Source organism: Nocardioides sp. JCM 18998 (assembly GCF_055391535.1).
The window spans coordinates 3697844-3711747 of sequence record NZ_AP043886.1; the positions used below are offsets into that span (position 1 = coordinate 3697844).

The window sequence follows — 13904 nt, forward strand, 5'->3', positions numbered from 1 at the left end:
GCGCCGCGACCTACCGGGCCTCAGCGCTTGGCCTGCAGTGCTCGTACGACGAGGTAGACCAGACCCGCGACCGCGACGGTGATGAGTGTCCACAGCAGGGTCAGGAACCGGTCGTGCGGCTCCGCCTCGACGAGCGGCGCCACGCCGGCGACGATCACCGCGACCGAGACCACGAAGGCGAAGAACAGCCCGCGGGTGTCGCTGAGGACCTGTTGGGCCCGGTCCTCGAGCTGTCGCTCCTGCAGCGAGGCGATCCGCTCGAGCATGTCGAGCGTGTCGGAGGTCTGCTCGACCTCGAGCGCGAGGCTGTTCGGGGAGGCGCCGTCCCCATCGTCAGGCCCGTCGTCAGGCCCGTCGTCGTGCGTGGTCGAGACGGTGGGCGGTACGGGCGTGGTCGGCCCAGGCGAGCTCGGCACAGGCGCGGTCGGGCCGGGATCGCCGACCTTCTCCGGTTCGGGGGCTACGTCGGGCTCGAGCCCGGGCAGGCTCGCCCAGCCACGCTGCACCTGCTGGGCGAGACGCTCCTGCGTCCGGGCGTACGAACGTCGCATCTCCGGGTCGAGGTTGCCGGGACCACCGCGACGACTGCGCTCGATCGAGTTGCTGAGGACGGAGGCCGTCCCCCGGACGACCTCGCGCAGGGAAGCGTCGAACTGCGCCTGGTCGGCCGCGTCCAGGATCCCGTTGTCGGGCTTGGACAGGGCGCGAAGCGTGCGGAAGTCGAGGTGGCTGATCGCCTCGGGCGTGAGGTCCTCGGGAAGGTCGCCGCGCATCACGTGAGGATGCCGCGGGTGGTCGCGTGGAGGCATGAGGCCATCTTGCCGACATCGTCCGCCCCCGTCAGCGCGGAACCCGGGGCCCGAGCGCATCGACTCGCCGCGACCGCGTTGACCTGGACCATGGTCCAGCCCTGAGGCTGTCCGGCATGGACGAACACCTCCGCATCGGACAGCTGTCGGTCCCTCCGATGGCACTCGGGACCATGTACTTCGGGACCCGGGTCTCGGCCGGGGACGCGACCCGATGCCTGGATGTCGCCTTCGACAGCGGCGCACGGCTGTGGGACACGGCCAACAACTACGCGTTCTGGGCGGGCGGAACCGGCGACGAGTCCGAGCACACCATCGGGACATGGCTCGCTCGGCGCGGGGCGGGCGTACGGGACGACGTGGTCCTGGCGACGAAGGTCGGCGCTCGCCCGGCGTACGCGGATGGCGGACTGGATCGGGTCCAGGGCCTGTCCGCCGGCGCGATCCGGACCCAGGTCGAGGGCTCCCTGCGCCGCCTCGGCGTCGACAACCTGGACCTGCTCTACGCCCACATCGACGATCGGAGCGTGCCGATCTCGGAGACCCTCGGTGCCCTCGGCGCGCTCGTCGAGGAGGGCATCGTGCGAGAGATCGCGGCCAGCAACCTCACGCACGCCCGACTGCAGCAGGCGCTCGACACCGAGACGCCGCACCACTACCGGGCGCTCCAGCAGCGCTTCAGCTACCTGGTGCCGGCGCAGGACGCGGACCTGACGCCCCACGTACTGCTGGACGACGCGCTCGTCGCCCTGTGCCAGAGTCACGCCATGCCCACGCTCGGCTATTCCCCGCTGCTCTCCGGCGGCTACACCCGTCCCGACCGGTCCCTACCCGACGGCTATGGCGCGGCGCCGGCCACCACGACCGCGCTGTCCGCGTTGCGCCGGGTGGCCCACGACCACAGCCTGGACGCGGGTCAGACCGTCCTGGCCTGGATGGTCAACAGGCCGCAGCCGGTGATCCCCGTGGTCGGCGTGTCCCGCCCCGAGCACGTACACAGCGCCTGGTCCGCCGTCACCTCGACCCTCGCGCCACAGGCGGTCACGGAGCTGGAGACGGCACGCCGTGGCTGAGCCGACCCACGACGGCGAGTGGTCGATCGGACAGGTTGCCGAGCGCCTGGGCCTCGACCCTGACACGCTGCGGTACTACGAACGCCGCGGTGTGGTGCCCGGTCCACGCCGCGACACCGGCGGGCACCGGAGCTACCGGAGCTCCGACGTGCACCTCATCGAGGTCCTCATGCACCTGAAGGACACCGGGATGCCGCTCGCCCGGATCGCCGAGTTCACCCGCCTCGTGGCCACCGACCCCGACGGTGTGCCCGAGCGTCTCGCCCTGCTCGAGGACCACCGGCGCCACATCGAGCGGCAGCTCGATGCCTGGCGCACCTCGCTCCGCGTGATCGAGGGGAAGATCGACGACTACGCCCGCCGGAACGCTCAGTAGTCTCCACGGTGTGCAGATCAGCCGGCTCGAGACAGCGATCGCCCTGGCGAAGCACCGCACCGTCAACGCCACCGCGGCGGCCCTGGGGATCGCCCCGTCCTCGGTCTCGGACCGGATCCGACAGCTGGAGAGCGAGGTCGGCGTCGCGCTGTTCACCCGCTCGGCGCGAGGCACCCGCCCCACCCCGGGTGGTGCGCGGTTCCTGGCGCAGGTCGGACCGTTGATCGCATCGCTGCGTGCCGCGGTCGCCGAGCTGCGCGAAGCGACTCCGACGCTGGTGATCGGAGCGTTGCCGGCGCTGGCGACGGATGAGCTCGCCCCGCTGATGGCGACGTACGCCTCGCGGTTCCCCGACCGTTCCGTGGAGCTTCGCCCGAACGCCGATCGCGCGATCCTGCTCACGATGCTGAGCGAGGGAGAGGTCGACGCCGTGGTCCTCCTCGACACCGGCGACGCGCTCGGCGAGCTCGGCTTCGCGACGCCGCGCGACGACCTCGAGCACGTCGACCTCCGTGCGGTGCGGATGGTGACGGTCGCGGATCCGCAGAGCCCGCTTGCGCGCATGCGGGTGAGCATCGACACCCTCCGGAGCACGACCGTCCTCCTCGGCCAGGAACGGCGGTGCTCGTACTGGATGGCGACCCAGCACTGGCTCGGGGCTGACACGCCGCTCACCGCGGTCGGCGGCATCCCGCAGATCAAGGCGTGGGTCAAGGACGGGCGAGGTGTCGCCGTGCTGCCGGACTTCGCCGTCCACGAGGATCTCGCGACCGGCTCCCTGCGCGAGCTGAGCATCGCCACCCCGCCGCTCCAGATGCGTCTGGTGTGGCGACGCGGCGAGGACAGCCGTCGATCGCAGCTGCGCGACCTGCTGTACGCGATCTCGACGCGCTGACCTCACCGACCGCGCCGGCTCCACGCACCGATCGCGGCGAGGAGCGCGGTCGCCGCGGCCAGCAGCAACGCGGCCTCCGCGCCCCCTCCGGATGGCCGGGCAGCGAGGAGCGCCGCCGCGGCGGCAGCGCCGAGGGTGGCGCCCGCCTGCCGGGTGGCGTTGAGGAGCCCGGCGACCGCGCCGGCGGCGTCGACCGGAGCCTGCCCGACCACGTAGGCCACCAGAGCGGGCAGCGCCCACGAGATCCCGAGCCCGCACAGCAGGAGTCCGCATTCGAGCGCGGGGCTCACTCCCCCGCCGATCTCGACGGCGGTGACCGCGGCCCCCACGGCGAGGGAGAGCAGACCCATCCGGATCGGCAGCAACGGCCCCTTCGACGCGACGATCCGCCCGGTGAGCAGCGGGTTGAACGCGACCATCGCCGTCATCGGCAGCAGCACCAGGCCACATCCGACCGGGGTGGCATGGAGACTCAGCGGGATCGTGAAGATCAGGGTGGAGAGCGCGAGGTTGATCGCACCACCCCACGCGAACCCCAGCCACGCGCCACCGCTGCGGCGCAACGCCGACGGCACGATCGGGGCGGCCGACCGGCGTTCGCAACGCACCGTGCCTCCCCCGAGGAGCAGGGCCGCGACGGCCGCGATCGCGGCGAGCGTCAGCCGGCGCTGCCCGATCTCGGTCACTGCGACCGTCGCGAGGGCCAACGTGAGCGCCAGCATCAGGTGAGGCCGGGGATCGATCACCCGCCGCCGCACAGCGGTACCGATCGGCTGTCCACGCCGCAGGAACAGCACGACGAGCACGACCGGGAGATTGGCCGCGAAGACGGCACGCCACCCGAGGCCCATCACCAGGGCTCCCCCGACCAGCGGTCCGGCAGCCATGGCCGCTCCACTGATCGCGGCCCAGACCGCGATGGCGCGTGCCCTGCGCGCCGGTTCGCGATAGCCGCCGGCGATCAAGGCCATCGAGCTCGGGATGATGGCCGCGGCGCACAGGCCCAGCGCGCCGCGCGCGAGCACCAGGGCGAGGATGCTCGGGCTCGCGGCACACGCGAGGGACGTCGCACCGAAACCGACGACCCCCGCCACGAACATCGGCGTGGCACCGATCCGGTCCGCCAACGCACCGGCCAGGACCAGGAACGCCGCAAGGCAGATCGTGTAGCTCGTGGTGGCCCAGCCGACCCCGATCGCGTCCGTGTGCAGGCCGCGGATCAGGTCCGGCTCCACCACCGCGAGCACGGTGATGTCGAGCAGAACCATGAAGTAGGCCAGCGAGGTGGCCACCAGATCACGGGGGCCGAAGTGGCTCCTGGTGCTGGGCGGCGCGATGGTCGGGGCGGTCGACATCGGTGCCGACGAGCGTTCTTGGGTCACCTCGATCACGGTGCCGGACCTGCCGTACGGACGCGACCGCCGGCACCGGCGGCAGCATTCGGTCCGACCGAATGCTCGCCCTCGACCACCACCGCCCTCCCATGCGGGGTGAGCCGTTGTCGGCATGCGCGAGATCCGCGATCCTGGCTTCATGGTGACGGCACCGCCGTCGACCGCGAGCCCCTCCACCCCGAAGGAGACACGACATGGCGACCTTTCGCACCGTGCTGGAGCCGACCGGCGGCAACAACGTCGGCATCGTCGTACCGGAGGAGATGGTGCTGTCCTTCGACCGCGGCAAGCGCGTACCGGTCGTCGTCACGATCGACGGCGGCTACACGTACACGACGACGATCGGCGTGATGGGCGGTCGCTACCTCGTGTCGTTCAACGCGGAGACCCGCAAGCAGACCGGCCGCGCCGCGGGTGACGAGATCGAGGTCGAGCTCACCGCCGACCCGGAGCGCTGAGCCGGAGTGCTGGGCCGGAGTGCTGGGCCGTGGCGCCGCAGCGGCACGCGGACGTACGTTGTCGCCATGACGGATCGGGCCCATCCCGGCGTCGACGCCTACCTCGCCGCGCTGCCCACCTGGCAGCGCGAGCTCTGCACCGAGTTGCGTCACATCATCTGGGAGGCCGACCCCGCGATCGAGGAGACGATCAAGCGGACGGTGCAGCCGTACTTCGTGCTCCGGGGCAATGTCTGTGCGTTGCTCGCGACCCGCGACCACGTGAACCTGTTCCTGTACGACCCGACCGTGCCCGACCCGGGCGGCCTGATCAACCAGGGCCAGGGCAACGCGACGGCCCGCGCCATCCAGATCTACCGGGGCGACTCCGTCGACCACGACGCCCTCGTCACGTTGCTGCGCGCCATCGTGGCGAACAACCGCGCCGGCGGCTGGCGGCACCTGCGGTCCGCGGGCGAGTGACCCAGCCGCGTGACCCAGCTACCTGCAGCACGAAGCGGGGTGTGAGCCCTACTCCTTCCGCATCGAGCCGGCCTTGAAGCGGCGCACCTCCTGCGGCCAGCCGCACCCCTCGGCCACCCTCCCCGCCCACATGCGGGCGGACGCGTCGTCGGGAACGTCCACGATGGTGAGCCCGCCGAGCCACTCCTTGGTCTCCGCGAAGGGGCCGTCGGTGATGAGCACGTCACCGCTGGTGGCGTCGGCGCTCGCGGCCTCCTCGAGCTCCTCGACGAGGCCGCCGGCGTAGACCAGGACGCCCTGCTCCTGCATCTGCCGGATGACGGCTCGGGACGGTTCGACGCGGCCGTCGTACCAGGACTCGTCGTGCTCGCCGACCCACTGCTGGTTGAAGAAGATGAGGTACTCCGGCATCCCTGCTCCCTTCGTCGGGCACACCCGATGTCCGCCCCTACCTACGCTACGAACGGGAACGCCTCGATACGACACCCCGTGGTCAGGCAGCGGGGCGGGTACCTCGCCTGAGGAGGACACAGCACCCGGCTCAAGGAGGTCCCCATGACACCGGAGGAGATCGTGCGCGCCAACTTCGACGCGTACGTACGACAGGACCGCGCCGCGGCCGAGGCGCTGGTCGGCGAGAGCCTCATCTTCACCAGCCCGCAGGACGACCACATCGACCGCGCCGCTTTCTTCGAGCGATGCTTCCCCACCGCCGACCGCGTCGCCCGCCAGGAGCTGATCCACGTCACGCCGGCCGGCGGGGGCGACGTGTTCATCCTGTACGAGTACGACCTCAAGACCGGCGGCACCCATCGCAACACCGAGCTCATCACGGTGGTCGACGGACAGATCGTCGAGATCCAGGTCTTCTTCGGCGGGGCGGTGCGCTGACGGTCCACGACACACAGGATCGGAACAGCAGCGAAGATGGGCGCGTGCGTCGCTACCAGGTCCCCCTCCTCGCGCTGACGGTCGGCTTCGTCCTCGCCGACTCGGCGATCGTGACTCTCGCGCTGCCCGCGATCCTGCAGCGGCTGCACGGGACGGTGCAGGGGATCGCGTGGGTGCTGATCTCGTACAACCTCGTGCTGGCGCTGTGTGCGGTGCCGGCCGCGAAGATCTGTGAGCGGATCGACCAGCGCTGGTGCTGCGCGGCCGGGATCAGCCTGTTCGCGCTGGCGTCGGCGGCGTGCGCGCTGGCCGGGTCGATGGAGGTGCTGATCACCGCTCGCTCGGTGCAGGCCGTGGGTGGCGCCTTCGCGCTGGTCGGCTCCCTCGAGCTGTTGGTGAGCGCACGGGGCGAGCAGCGTGGCGTCGGGTGGTGGATAGCCGCGGGGGTGGTCGGCACCGCGGCCGGTCCCGTGGTCGGCGGCCTCCTCACCCAGGCGATCTCGTGGCAGTCGATCTTCGTGGTGCAGGTGCCGGTGGCCCTGATGGCCGTACCCGCCGCCCTGAGCATCCCTCCGATCCGGGCCACGACACCCGAGCGGCACCGTCCACGGCTCGCACCCAATCTCGCGCTCGCGCTCCTCTCCGCCGCGCTGACGGCGGCGCTGTTCCTCCTGGTCCTGCTGCTGGTCGAGGGGTGGCGCCGCTCCCCCGCCACCGCGGCCCTCACCGTGACGGTGATCCCGATCGCGGCGGCTGCGGCCCGGCCGCTGGTACGCGGCGTCGGGGCGAGTCCGCGGATGGAGGCGATCACCGGCAGCATCCTCGTCGCCGGCGGGCTGGTCGGACTGGCGCTGCTGCCCTCCGCCAACCTCGCCTGGACCATCGCCCCGCAGGCGCTCGTCGGTCTCGGGCTGGGCATGACGGTGGACCGGTTGACCGCCGCGGCGCTGCGCGATCGGCTGCCCCGAGCGGTGCATGGAGGCTGGACCATCGCCGCGCGGCACCTCGGCGTGGTCGCCGGGCTGCTCGTCCTGACCCCGGTGTTCACCGCGAGCCTCAACACCGCCCGGGGACCCGCGCAGGACGCGATCACCGCCTTGGTCCTCGATGCGCCGATGCCGACCAGCGACAAGGTCGCGATCGCCCAGGCGCTCTCCGCCCAGCTCGACGGCGAGACCGACCAGGTCCCGGACCTCCGTCCGGCCTTCCGCTCGCTCCCGATCGCGTCCTCCGACCGCGCAGCCGCCGACGAACTGGAACACGCCCTGATCGACCAGGTGCAGCGCGCCGCGACCCGTGCCTTCCGCGACTCGTTCCTGATCGCCGCGGCCCTCGCCCTGTTGGCGCTGGTGCCGCTCGCCGTCCGCCGGAGGGCGGCATGAGCGCGATGGCGCGCGTACGCCTCGTCGCGCTTCCGCTCGGCGCACTCGCCCTGGTGGCGGTCGTGTTGGCCGTGCAGGTCGCGAGCGGCGGCGGACAATACGCGCCGACAGCGCTGGCCGACCCCTGCGCCGCGCACTCCGCACCGACGAGCCCGCCGACCACGCTCGACGACCTCGGTCAGGATCTGGTCCTGCTCGGGCTCGACGGCGCGGCTTGCCGCCTCGGCACCTCACGGGAAGCGCTGGTCCTCGACCTCGCCCAGGGTCACACCGCCCCCACGGACGCCCAGGTCGACGCCCTCCGTGCCGGACTGCTCGACGCCGTCGAGCGGATGAAGCAGGACGGAACCCTGCCACCCGCAGCAGACCTGGTCGACCAGGCGCTGGACGCCTCCGACCTCAATGCCCTGGTCAAGCTCGCGATCAGAGCGCTCCCCGACACCCTGGTCAATCAGGCCCTGCCCACCGACGAGGTCATGCGGCAGGCGATCACCGACCTCGACGTCCGCGCGCTGCTCACGAATCTCGACGACACCGACCAGCTCAGCACCCTCGTGACCGAAGCGGTCACCCGGGCCGTCGAGCAGACGCTCTCCGAGCGGCTTCGCTCGCTCGTCTGAGGCCGCGACACCTGACGCTCGCGACTGCGCACCCGGGCGAGATCGCCTACCATCGTCGCGTGGACCCGAGCCACGAGACGCCCGAGGGCCGCGCACACGCCAGAGCTCACGCGATCCGCGAAGCCTCGGATCTCGTGGGACGCGATGCGCGCGGGCGCGACGTGCCCGAAGTGATGGAACGACTCAGTGCTTCGCTCGCCGAGCGCCATGTCTTCCTTCCTCCCAGCTTCGTCGAGATGCACGCCCGGGCGCTCGTTCGGCGTCGTTGGGACTTCCTGCACCCGCTTCGAGTCATGCGGGAGTTCAATGTTCTTCCGACTCCGGGCATCGACGACGAGTGGAATGCCGGGGAACGCGCCCTCGTGCGCGAACAGCGCGCCGCCATGGAGCGTCTCGATCACGTGATCCGCGGACCGAACGGACTCCGGGAGTGCTCAGTGGCCACGTCACGCACGGTGACCGGGCTGAGCTTCACCGTGAAGATCCGCCCGTACGACGAGGCGACGGCTCGAACAGTCGTCGAGGCGCTTGCCCCGGTACCGAGCACCGTGGGACCCATCACTCCGTGAGACATCAGCGGCCTGCTGCTCCCGCGCCGCACCGGCCTCCGCCAGGCAGATCGGCGAGGAACCGCGCCAGCGAGGCGGCGACCGCGGTCGGGCCGTCCTCGCCGGTGTAGAGCGTGTGGTCGGACGCGAGCGTCATGACCGGGGACCCGATCCACTCGGAGATGAGGTCGCGGCCCGGACGGCGATACGTGTCGTCGCCCCGGGCGGACACACGGGCGCGCACCACCGCGCACGAGACCGCAGGATCGGGGTCCGGCAGGAGGCGCACGACGGGACGCGGATCGGCGCGCAACGTGGCCACGATCCGCTCCGACGCCTCGGCGCCCGCCGCATGAGCATGTCCGGCACCGAGCGCGATCACGCCCGTCGGATGCTCCGAGAGCACCGCTGCCAGGTAGTCGGCCAGCAGGATCTCGTACTCGAGATAGGCCCGCTGCCGCCCGACCTCGCCGACCCGTTGCGAGAACGTGTCGCTCCCCCACCCGAGCCCCAGCAGCCAGGACGCCTGCTCGCGGTCGGCATCGTCGAAGCTCCACCCGTGCGTCTGCGCTACGAGGACTCCGGTCTCGGTCTTGCCGACGCAGGGTGGCCCACACAGCACGAGGCCCCTCGGACCCGCAGCCATCACGCCGCCACCGCGACGATGCCTCGGGCGCTCACGGGGCGTTCGGACCCGGCGATTCGGCGTCGGCTGATCCACTGATCTCGTCGGCCCACGCGCCGTGCTCGGCCCGTGCCCAGCGCGCCGAGACCCGGCCCGTACGCATCCCTCGGCGAGCCTCCGGGTCACGGAAGGCGAAGCCCAGGTGGCCGAGGGCCAACAGCCCGAGTGCGAGGGCTGACCAGTCGTGCACGAACGTCGCCCCGGAGCGCCACGAGAGCCGCACGAGCCCGGTCCAGTACATGAGCACCCCGGTGCCGAGCAGGACACCGGTGGCGCCGGCGACCAGCCACGCGTTGATCTTCTGGCCGGCGTTGAACTTCCCGACGGCGATGGTGCCGTCGCGACGATCCGAGCTGCGCAGCCAGCGCCAGTCCGACGGGGTGAACCGGTTCAGGTGGCGCAGGTCGAGGCGGTACGCCGCGGATGCGAGTCCGGCGAGCATCGGGACCGGCAGGGCGATGCCGCACCACACATGGATGGTCTCGACGAGGTGGCGGTGGCCGACGGCCAGCATGAGGGAGCCGTTGTAGAGGATCGCCGCGGTGACCAGGCAGGTGCCCAACAGCAGCGCGACCAGCCGGTGCACGACGCGTTCGACGCGCACGAACCGGTGGAGGTCCGGGGCGTCACTCACCGATGATCCCGTCCAACGGGTAGCCGCGAGCCTCCCAGTAGCCCGGCCGGTCGTCCGGGGTCACCTCGACCGTGGAGAGCCACTTCGTGCTCTTGTAGCCGTACATCGAGCCCGAGTAGATCCGCACGGGCCCGCCGTGGTCGTGGGTGACCGGCTTGCCGTACATCGTCAACGCGACGATGACGTCGTCGCGCCGGGCCTGCTCGAGGGTCATGTTGACGGAGTAGGTGCCGTCGAAGGAGCCGAAGCGGACGCCGACGGCGTCAGCGGTGGGCGCTGCCACGTCGAGCAGGTCCGCCACCCGGACGCCGGTCCACGGGACGTCGGGCACGCGCCAGCCGGTGACGCATTGGAACGTGTCGGTGAACGCGGTCTGCGGCAGCGCCCGGAGATCCGCCAGCGAGTAGCTCCCCGGGTGGGCGACGAGTCCCGATACCGCCAGCGAGTACGACGCGGCGTCGCGCGAGGCGACCGGCCCGGTGACGGAGTAGTAGCGCCAGGTGTCCCCCAGCGGAACCAGCCCCGAGATGCCGGTCGGGTCGTGCAGCTGCACGGGCGCCAGCGCATCGCTCAGCCAGGTCTGGATCCTGCTGCCGGTGACCACGCCGACCGCGCCCAGACCGAGGAGACCGAGCACGACGCGGCGGCCCACCGGCGCGCCCTCAGGGGTTCCGGCCACCGCGCCCCACCACCACGACGATCGACGGCTCTTCGGCCATGCGTCCATCGAACCACGCCGATGGTGGACACTGGCCCGGATGACCTTCACCACGGACGACGCCGACCCACAGACTCCGCGACGCGTGCGTGGGCCGTGGCCGGAGGGCGCCGGGAGGACGGACGTCGTGCTCGCCGGGTTCCTCGGCCTCTACGTCGTCTACTCGCTGGCGATGTGGCCGCTCGTACCGGCGCTGATCGGCGCGCACCCGCTGCTGCTGGAGATCATCGGTGGCTCGACCCTGGCCGAGGTGACGGTCGGGGCGCACAGCCGGCTCGGCGAGCTGCCGCTGTGGTTCGCGGTGGCGGCGGCCGTGCCGGGCTCGATGATGTTCGACTGGGTCTTCTGGTGGGCAGGACGGCGTTGGGGCGATCGTGCGCTGCACCTGGTGATGGGTCGCGCTCCGACGCAACGCGGCATGGCCAAGGGCGAAGCCAGGATCGCGCGCCTCGAGCGGATCGCCCGGCGGTTCGGCCCCGCAGCCGTCGTGCTCGCCTACTACCTGCCGGTGCCCGCCCTGATGATCTACGTGACGGCCGGGCTCTCCGGGATGCGCCTGCGGACCTTCCTGGCCCTGGACCTGGTCGCGACACTGCTGTGGGTCGGCCCGATGGTCGGGCTCGGGTACGCGATCGGCAAGCCGGCCGTCGACGTGGTCGACCAGGTCGAGCACTACTCGACGTATCTGGCGTTCGTGGTCGTCGTGCTCGTGCTCTTCGTGCAGACCCGGCGGCGTCGGGCGCTAGGCTGATCGCGTTCTGCACCAGAGCCACGGAGGAGCACAGCATGGGCGTGATCGTCGTCGGAGTCGACGGAAGCGAGCCGGCCGCACAGGCCGCCCTGGCCGCGGCGCGTCTGGCCGTTGCCCTCGACGCCGAGCTGCGGGTGGTGTGCGCGTACGGCAACTACGAGGTCGAGCGGGTCCAGGACGACCGCGACCTGGTGTTCACCACCGTCGAGCCGGCCACCGAGGTGGCCGAGCAGACGATCGGCCGGCTGCGCAACGTCTACCCGAACCTGTCCGTGCGCGCGCAGGCCGCCGGCGGCAAGCCTGCCGAAGCCCTCCTCGAGGTCGCCCAGAGCACGGACGCGGACATGATCGTGGTCGGCAACAAGCGGGTGCAGGGCGCCGCCCGCATCCTCGGCAGCATCGCCAGCGAGGTCGCCCGCAAGGCGCAGTGCGACCTGCACATCGTCTACACCCACGCTCGCGGCTGACCCAGCACTCCGCGCCTGAGAGCAAAGTCTTCGGCCGACACCCATCCGTTCCCGGACACCGCTCCGAACCTCCACTGATCGAACCATTCGGTACGACGGAGGAGAAGGCAATGAGCAAGTTCGGAAGTGGCAAGACCCGACTCGCGGCAGCTGCCGCGGTGATGGCTCTCGCCGGTGGCGTCGGAGCTGCGGTCGCAGCGTCGAGCCCGGCGATGGCGATGGGGCCGGGCCACGGCACCAACGAGTTCGGCATGACCAAGGCGTTCTACGACGGCAAGGCCTTGAGCTTCACCTACAGCAAGGGATTCTTCTGCGACACCTCGGTGTCGTCCTCGGCGAGCACCGGCTGTGAAGCCGGGGCGAAGTGGCACACGGCTCCCGCGAAGCACCACGACCCGCTCTTCATCACGGTCCCGCTCGGCTTCAAGGTCAAGATGGCCGCGATGGACTGCCCCGACGGCCTGGTCTGCGTCGACCACCCCGCCACGATCGACCTCACCCGGCTCGAGCCGGCACTGAAGCCGCTCTACCCGCAGCTGAGCGACGCCCAGCTGACCGACGCGCTGAAGAACTCGGCGACGCCCGGCCACAGCCACTTCATCACCGACCGCAACCACGGCAAGCCGGAGTGGTGGGACGTGAAGGTCGTCGGGGTGACCAGCAAGGCCGAGTACAAGAAGATCAACGCCCACCGCTCGGCCGCCTTCCTCAAGAAGGAGATCAAGGCCGGCAAGACCACGGCTGCGATCCCGACCAACCTGTTCCTGTACTTCTCCGTCAAGTGAGGTGCGCCTGGGGTGGGCGCGTGGCGGCGCGTCCACCCCAGCACCACCGGAGGTGAGCGTCATGAAGCAACACGCCCTGCACAGCCCCGATCGCGCGGCCGCGGTCCTCGGGCTCCTCGTCACCGCTGGCACGCACGTGCCCCTCGTCCGCGAGCACCTCGAGGAGGCGCCGTACGTCGGGTGGCTCTTCATCGCCCTGTCTGTGGCGGCGATCGTCCTGGCGCTCGCGCTGCTGGTCGCCGACACGCCCCTCGTCTGGGCGGTCACCGGCGTGGTCGCACTGGCCGCGGTGATCGCGTTCGTGCTCTCGCGCACGGTCGGACTGCCGCAGATCGGCGACGACGTGGGCAACTGGACCGAGCCGCTCGGCTTCCCTGCGTTGGCGGCGGAGGCGGTCGTCACCGTCGTGTCGGCGCTGACACTGCTCCGGCTGCGGCACCCGGCCGCGCTCGGCTCGCCGGCGCACTGAGCTGCTAGGCGATGCGGGGGCTGAGCCTGATCACCCGGGCCCCGGCGACCCAGGCCTGGTGGAGGTCGTCCGGGTCGGGCTCGCCGTTCGCGCCGAGCGTGATGTCGTTGAACTTCGCGAAGGTGGGGTTGGCGCGCGCCATCAGCGCATAGCCGGCCACCACCTCGGACTCGTCGGTGGAGACCTGGACGTCGGCGCTGCGGATCCTGCCCTTGAGCCGCACCTGGATCGGCTCGCCGGAGCGCAGGTTGCGGCCCCAGGCGAACGGGGTGCCGATCACGAGGTCGCCACCGTCGGCGAGGTAGGCGACCGGGATCGAGTAGCGGCGCTGCGACTTCCTGCCCACGACGTACAGCGTGACGAGCTTCGCGCCGACGACCCGCGACAGGCCGGGCGTACGCAGGAGGGTGCGGACGACGGCGTTCGCGAACCGCTGACCCGGCAGGGTGTGGGCGCGCTCGGCTGGTGCAGGGGACATGACAACTCC

Annotated in this window: 20 protein-coding genes; 13 read left to right on the forward strand and 7 right to left on the reverse strand. The window is 71.3% G+C overall.

Going from position 1 to position 13904, the window contains the following annotated elements:
- Positions 1-20 precede the first annotated feature (20 nt).
- Positions 21-773 (reverse strand): hypothetical protein, encoded by a 753-nt coding sequence (locus ACZ5L9_RS17410; protein ID WP_464530056.1) that lies wholly within the window; start codon positions 771-773, stop codon positions 21-23.
- A 152-nt stretch (positions 774-925) separates the two neighbouring features.
- On the opposite strand from ACZ5L9_RS17410, the gene ACZ5L9_RS17415 reads away from it, so the two are divergent.
- Genes ACZ5L9_RS17415 through ACZ5L9_RS17425 form a run of 3 tightly spaced genes read left to right on the forward strand, consistent with a single transcriptional unit; the run spans position 926 to position 3153 of the window.
- Complete coding sequence (locus ACZ5L9_RS17415; protein ID WP_464530058.1) at positions 926-1882, forward strand: aldo/keto reductase; 957 nt, start codon at positions 926-928, stop codon at positions 1880-1882.
- Positions 1875-2258: a MerR family transcriptional regulator gene (locus ACZ5L9_RS17420; RefSeq protein WP_464530061.1), complete on the forward strand. Its 384-nt coding sequence runs from the start codon at positions 1875-1877 to the stop codon at positions 2256-2258. Before ACZ5L9_RS17415 ends, ACZ5L9_RS17420 begins: the two co-directional genes overlap by 8 nt.
- A gap of 10 nt (positions 2259-2268) precedes the next feature.
- Positions 2269-3153, forward strand: a complete 885-nt coding sequence (locus ACZ5L9_RS17425) for a LysR family transcriptional regulator (RefSeq protein WP_464530064.1) — start codon at positions 2269-2271, stop codon at positions 3151-3153.
- A gap of 2 nt (positions 3154-3155) precedes the next feature.
- Here ACZ5L9_RS17425 and ACZ5L9_RS17430 read toward each other — a convergent pair whose 3' ends face one another.
- Positions 3156-4535 carry an MFS transporter gene (locus ACZ5L9_RS17430; protein ID WP_464530068.1) on the reverse strand — a complete coding sequence of 460 codons (1380 nt, stop codon included), beginning with the start codon at positions 4533-4535 and terminating at the stop codon, positions 3156-3158.
- Positions 4536-4741: 206 nt separating this feature from the next.
- On the opposite strand from ACZ5L9_RS17430, the gene ACZ5L9_RS17435 reads away from it, so the two are divergent.
- Both ACZ5L9_RS17435 and ACZ5L9_RS17440 read left to right on the forward strand, forming a co-directional pair.
- Positions 4742-5005, forward strand: a complete 264-nt coding sequence (locus tag ACZ5L9_RS17435) for a DUF1905 domain-containing protein (protein ID WP_464530072.1) — start codon at positions 4742-4744, stop codon at positions 5003-5005.
- A 66-nt stretch (positions 5006-5071) separates the two neighbouring features.
- Positions 5072-5467 (forward strand): DUF1801 domain-containing protein, encoded by a 396-nt coding sequence (locus tag ACZ5L9_RS17440; RefSeq protein WP_464530075.1) that lies wholly within the window; start codon positions 5072-5074, stop codon positions 5465-5467.
- Positions 5468-5515: 48 nt separating this feature from the next.
- Here ACZ5L9_RS17440 and ACZ5L9_RS17445 read toward each other — a convergent pair whose 3' ends face one another.
- The gene (locus ACZ5L9_RS17445) at positions 5516-5878 is read right to left on the reverse strand and encodes a YciI family protein (RefSeq protein ID WP_464530077.1); all 363 of its coding nucleotides are present in this window, start codon (positions 5876-5878) and stop codon (positions 5516-5518) included.
- Between the two features lie 144 nt (positions 5879-6022).
- Between ACZ5L9_RS17445 and ACZ5L9_RS17450 the strand changes: the two genes are divergently transcribed.
- Genes ACZ5L9_RS17450 through ACZ5L9_RS17465 form a run of 4 tightly spaced genes read left to right on the forward strand, consistent with a single transcriptional unit; the run spans position 6023 to position 8929 of the window.
- Positions 6023-6358: a nuclear transport factor 2 family protein gene (locus ACZ5L9_RS17450; protein WP_464530079.1), complete on the forward strand. Its 336-nt coding sequence runs from the start codon at positions 6023-6025 to the stop codon at positions 6356-6358.
- A gap of 44 nt (positions 6359-6402) precedes the next feature.
- Positions 6403-7740 (forward strand): MFS transporter, encoded by a 1338-nt coding sequence (locus ACZ5L9_RS17455; RefSeq protein WP_464530081.1) that lies wholly within the window; start codon positions 6403-6405, stop codon positions 7738-7740.
- On the forward strand, positions 7737-8360 hold the full coding sequence (locus ACZ5L9_RS17460; RefSeq protein ID WP_464530085.1) for a hypothetical protein: 624 nt from the start codon (positions 7737-7739) through the stop codon (positions 8358-8360). Before ACZ5L9_RS17455 ends, ACZ5L9_RS17460 begins: the two co-directional genes overlap by 4 nt.
- A gap of 59 nt (positions 8361-8419) precedes the next feature.
- Positions 8420-8929, forward strand: a complete 510-nt coding sequence (locus ACZ5L9_RS17465; RefSeq protein ID WP_464530087.1) for a hypothetical protein — start codon at positions 8420-8422, stop codon at positions 8927-8929.
- Positions 8930-8933: 4 nt separating this feature from the next.
- Here the strand turns inward: ACZ5L9_RS17465 and ACZ5L9_RS17470 are convergent, their stop codons facing one another.
- The 3 genes from ACZ5L9_RS17470 to ACZ5L9_RS17480 are packed head-to-tail and all read right to left on the reverse strand — an operon-like array spanning position 8934 to position 10906.
- Positions 8934-9554, reverse strand: coding sequence for a hypothetical protein (locus tag ACZ5L9_RS17470; RefSeq protein WP_464530089.1), 621 nt, complete (start codon positions 9552-9554; stop codon positions 8934-8936).
- A 31-nt stretch (positions 9555-9585) separates the two neighbouring features.
- Entirely contained in the window at positions 9586-10227 is a 642-nt protein-coding gene (locus ACZ5L9_RS17475; protein ID WP_464530092.1) for a cytochrome b/b6 domain-containing protein, read from the reverse strand.
- Complete coding sequence (locus ACZ5L9_RS17480; protein ID WP_464530095.1) at positions 10220-10906, reverse strand: molybdopterin-dependent oxidoreductase; 687 nt, start codon at positions 10904-10906, stop codon at positions 10220-10222. Before ACZ5L9_RS17480 ends, ACZ5L9_RS17475 begins: the two co-directional genes overlap by 8 nt.
- A gap of 79 nt (positions 10907-10985) precedes the next feature.
- Here ACZ5L9_RS17480 and ACZ5L9_RS17485 point away from each other — a divergent pair, with 79 nt between their 5' ends.
- The 4 genes from ACZ5L9_RS17485 to ACZ5L9_RS17500 all read left to right on the forward strand — a co-directional run bounded on the left by ACZ5L9_RS17485 (position 10986) and on the right by ACZ5L9_RS17500 (position 13417).
- On the forward strand, positions 10986-11696 hold the full coding sequence (locus ACZ5L9_RS17485; protein WP_464530099.1) for a DedA family protein: 711 nt from the start codon (positions 10986-10988) through the stop codon (positions 11694-11696).
- A gap of 35 nt (positions 11697-11731) precedes the next feature.
- Entirely contained in the window at positions 11732-12163 is a 432-nt protein-coding gene (locus ACZ5L9_RS17490; protein ID WP_464530102.1) for a universal stress protein, read from the forward strand.
- Positions 12164-12273: 110 nt separating this feature from the next.
- The gene (locus ACZ5L9_RS17495) at positions 12274-12948 is read left to right on the forward strand and encodes a hypothetical protein (RefSeq protein ID WP_464530104.1); all 675 of its coding nucleotides are present in this window, start codon (positions 12274-12276) and stop codon (positions 12946-12948) included.
- 61 nt (positions 12949-13009) lie between these two features.
- Positions 13010-13417 carry a hypothetical protein gene (locus tag ACZ5L9_RS17500; protein ID WP_464530106.1) on the forward strand — a complete coding sequence of 136 codons (408 nt, stop codon included), beginning with the start codon at positions 13010-13012 and terminating at the stop codon, positions 13415-13417.
- Between the two features lie 4 nt (positions 13418-13421).
- Here the strand turns inward: ACZ5L9_RS17500 and ACZ5L9_RS17505 are convergent, their stop codons facing one another.
- Positions 13422-13895: a PNPOx family protein gene (locus ACZ5L9_RS17505; RefSeq protein ID WP_464530108.1), complete on the reverse strand. Its 474-nt coding sequence runs from the start codon at positions 13893-13895 to the stop codon at positions 13422-13424.
- Between the last annotated feature and the right edge of the window lie 9 nt (positions 13896-13904).

Excerpts from the sequence above, each read along its gene's own strand:
- ACZ5L9_RS17410 (WP_464530056.1), bottom strand. The coding sequence starts at position 773 with ATGCGCGGCGACCTTCCCGAGGACCTCACGCCCGAGGCGATCAGCCAC.
- ACZ5L9_RS17415 (WP_464530058.1), top strand. The coding sequence starts at position 926 with ATGGACGAACACCTCCGCATCGGACAGCTGTCGGTCCCTCCGATGGCA.
- ACZ5L9_RS17435 (WP_464530072.1), top strand. The coding sequence starts at position 4,742 with ATGGCGACCTTTCGCACCGTGCTGGAGCCGACCGGCGGCAACAACGTC.
- ACZ5L9_RS17440 (WP_464530075.1), top strand. The coding sequence starts at position 5,072 with ATGACGGATCGGGCCCATCCCGGCGTCGACGCCTACCTCGCCGCGCTG.
- ACZ5L9_RS17445 (WP_464530077.1), bottom strand. The coding sequence starts at position 5,878 with ATGCCGGAGTACCTCATCTTCTTCAACCAGCAGTGGGTCGGCGAGCAC.
- ACZ5L9_RS17450 (WP_464530079.1), top strand. The coding sequence starts at position 6,023 with ATGACACCGGAGGAGATCGTGCGCGCCAACTTCGACGCGTACGTACGA.
- ACZ5L9_RS17460 (WP_464530085.1), top strand. The coding sequence starts at position 7,737 with ATGAGCGCGATGGCGCGCGTACGCCTCGTCGCGCTTCCGCTCGGCGCA.
- ACZ5L9_RS17470 (WP_464530089.1), bottom strand. The coding sequence starts at position 9,554 with ATGGCTGCGGGTCCGAGGGGCCTCGTGCTGTGTGGGCCACCCTGCGTC.
- ACZ5L9_RS17485 (WP_464530099.1), top strand. The coding sequence starts at position 10,986 with ATGACCTTCACCACGGACGACGCCGACCCACAGACTCCGCGACGCGTG.
- ACZ5L9_RS17490 (WP_464530102.1), top strand. The coding sequence starts at position 11,732 with ATGGGCGTGATCGTCGTCGGAGTCGACGGAAGCGAGCCGGCCGCACAG.
- ACZ5L9_RS17495 (WP_464530104.1), top strand. The coding sequence starts at position 12,274 with ATGAGCAAGTTCGGAAGTGGCAAGACCCGACTCGCGGCAGCTGCCGCG.
- ACZ5L9_RS17500 (WP_464530106.1), top strand. The coding sequence starts at position 13,010 with ATGAAGCAACACGCCCTGCACAGCCCCGATCGCGCGGCCGCGGTCCTC.
- ACZ5L9_RS17505 (WP_464530108.1), bottom strand. The coding sequence starts at position 13,895 with ATGTCCCCTGCACCAGCCGAGCGCGCCCACACCCTGCCGGGTCAGCGG.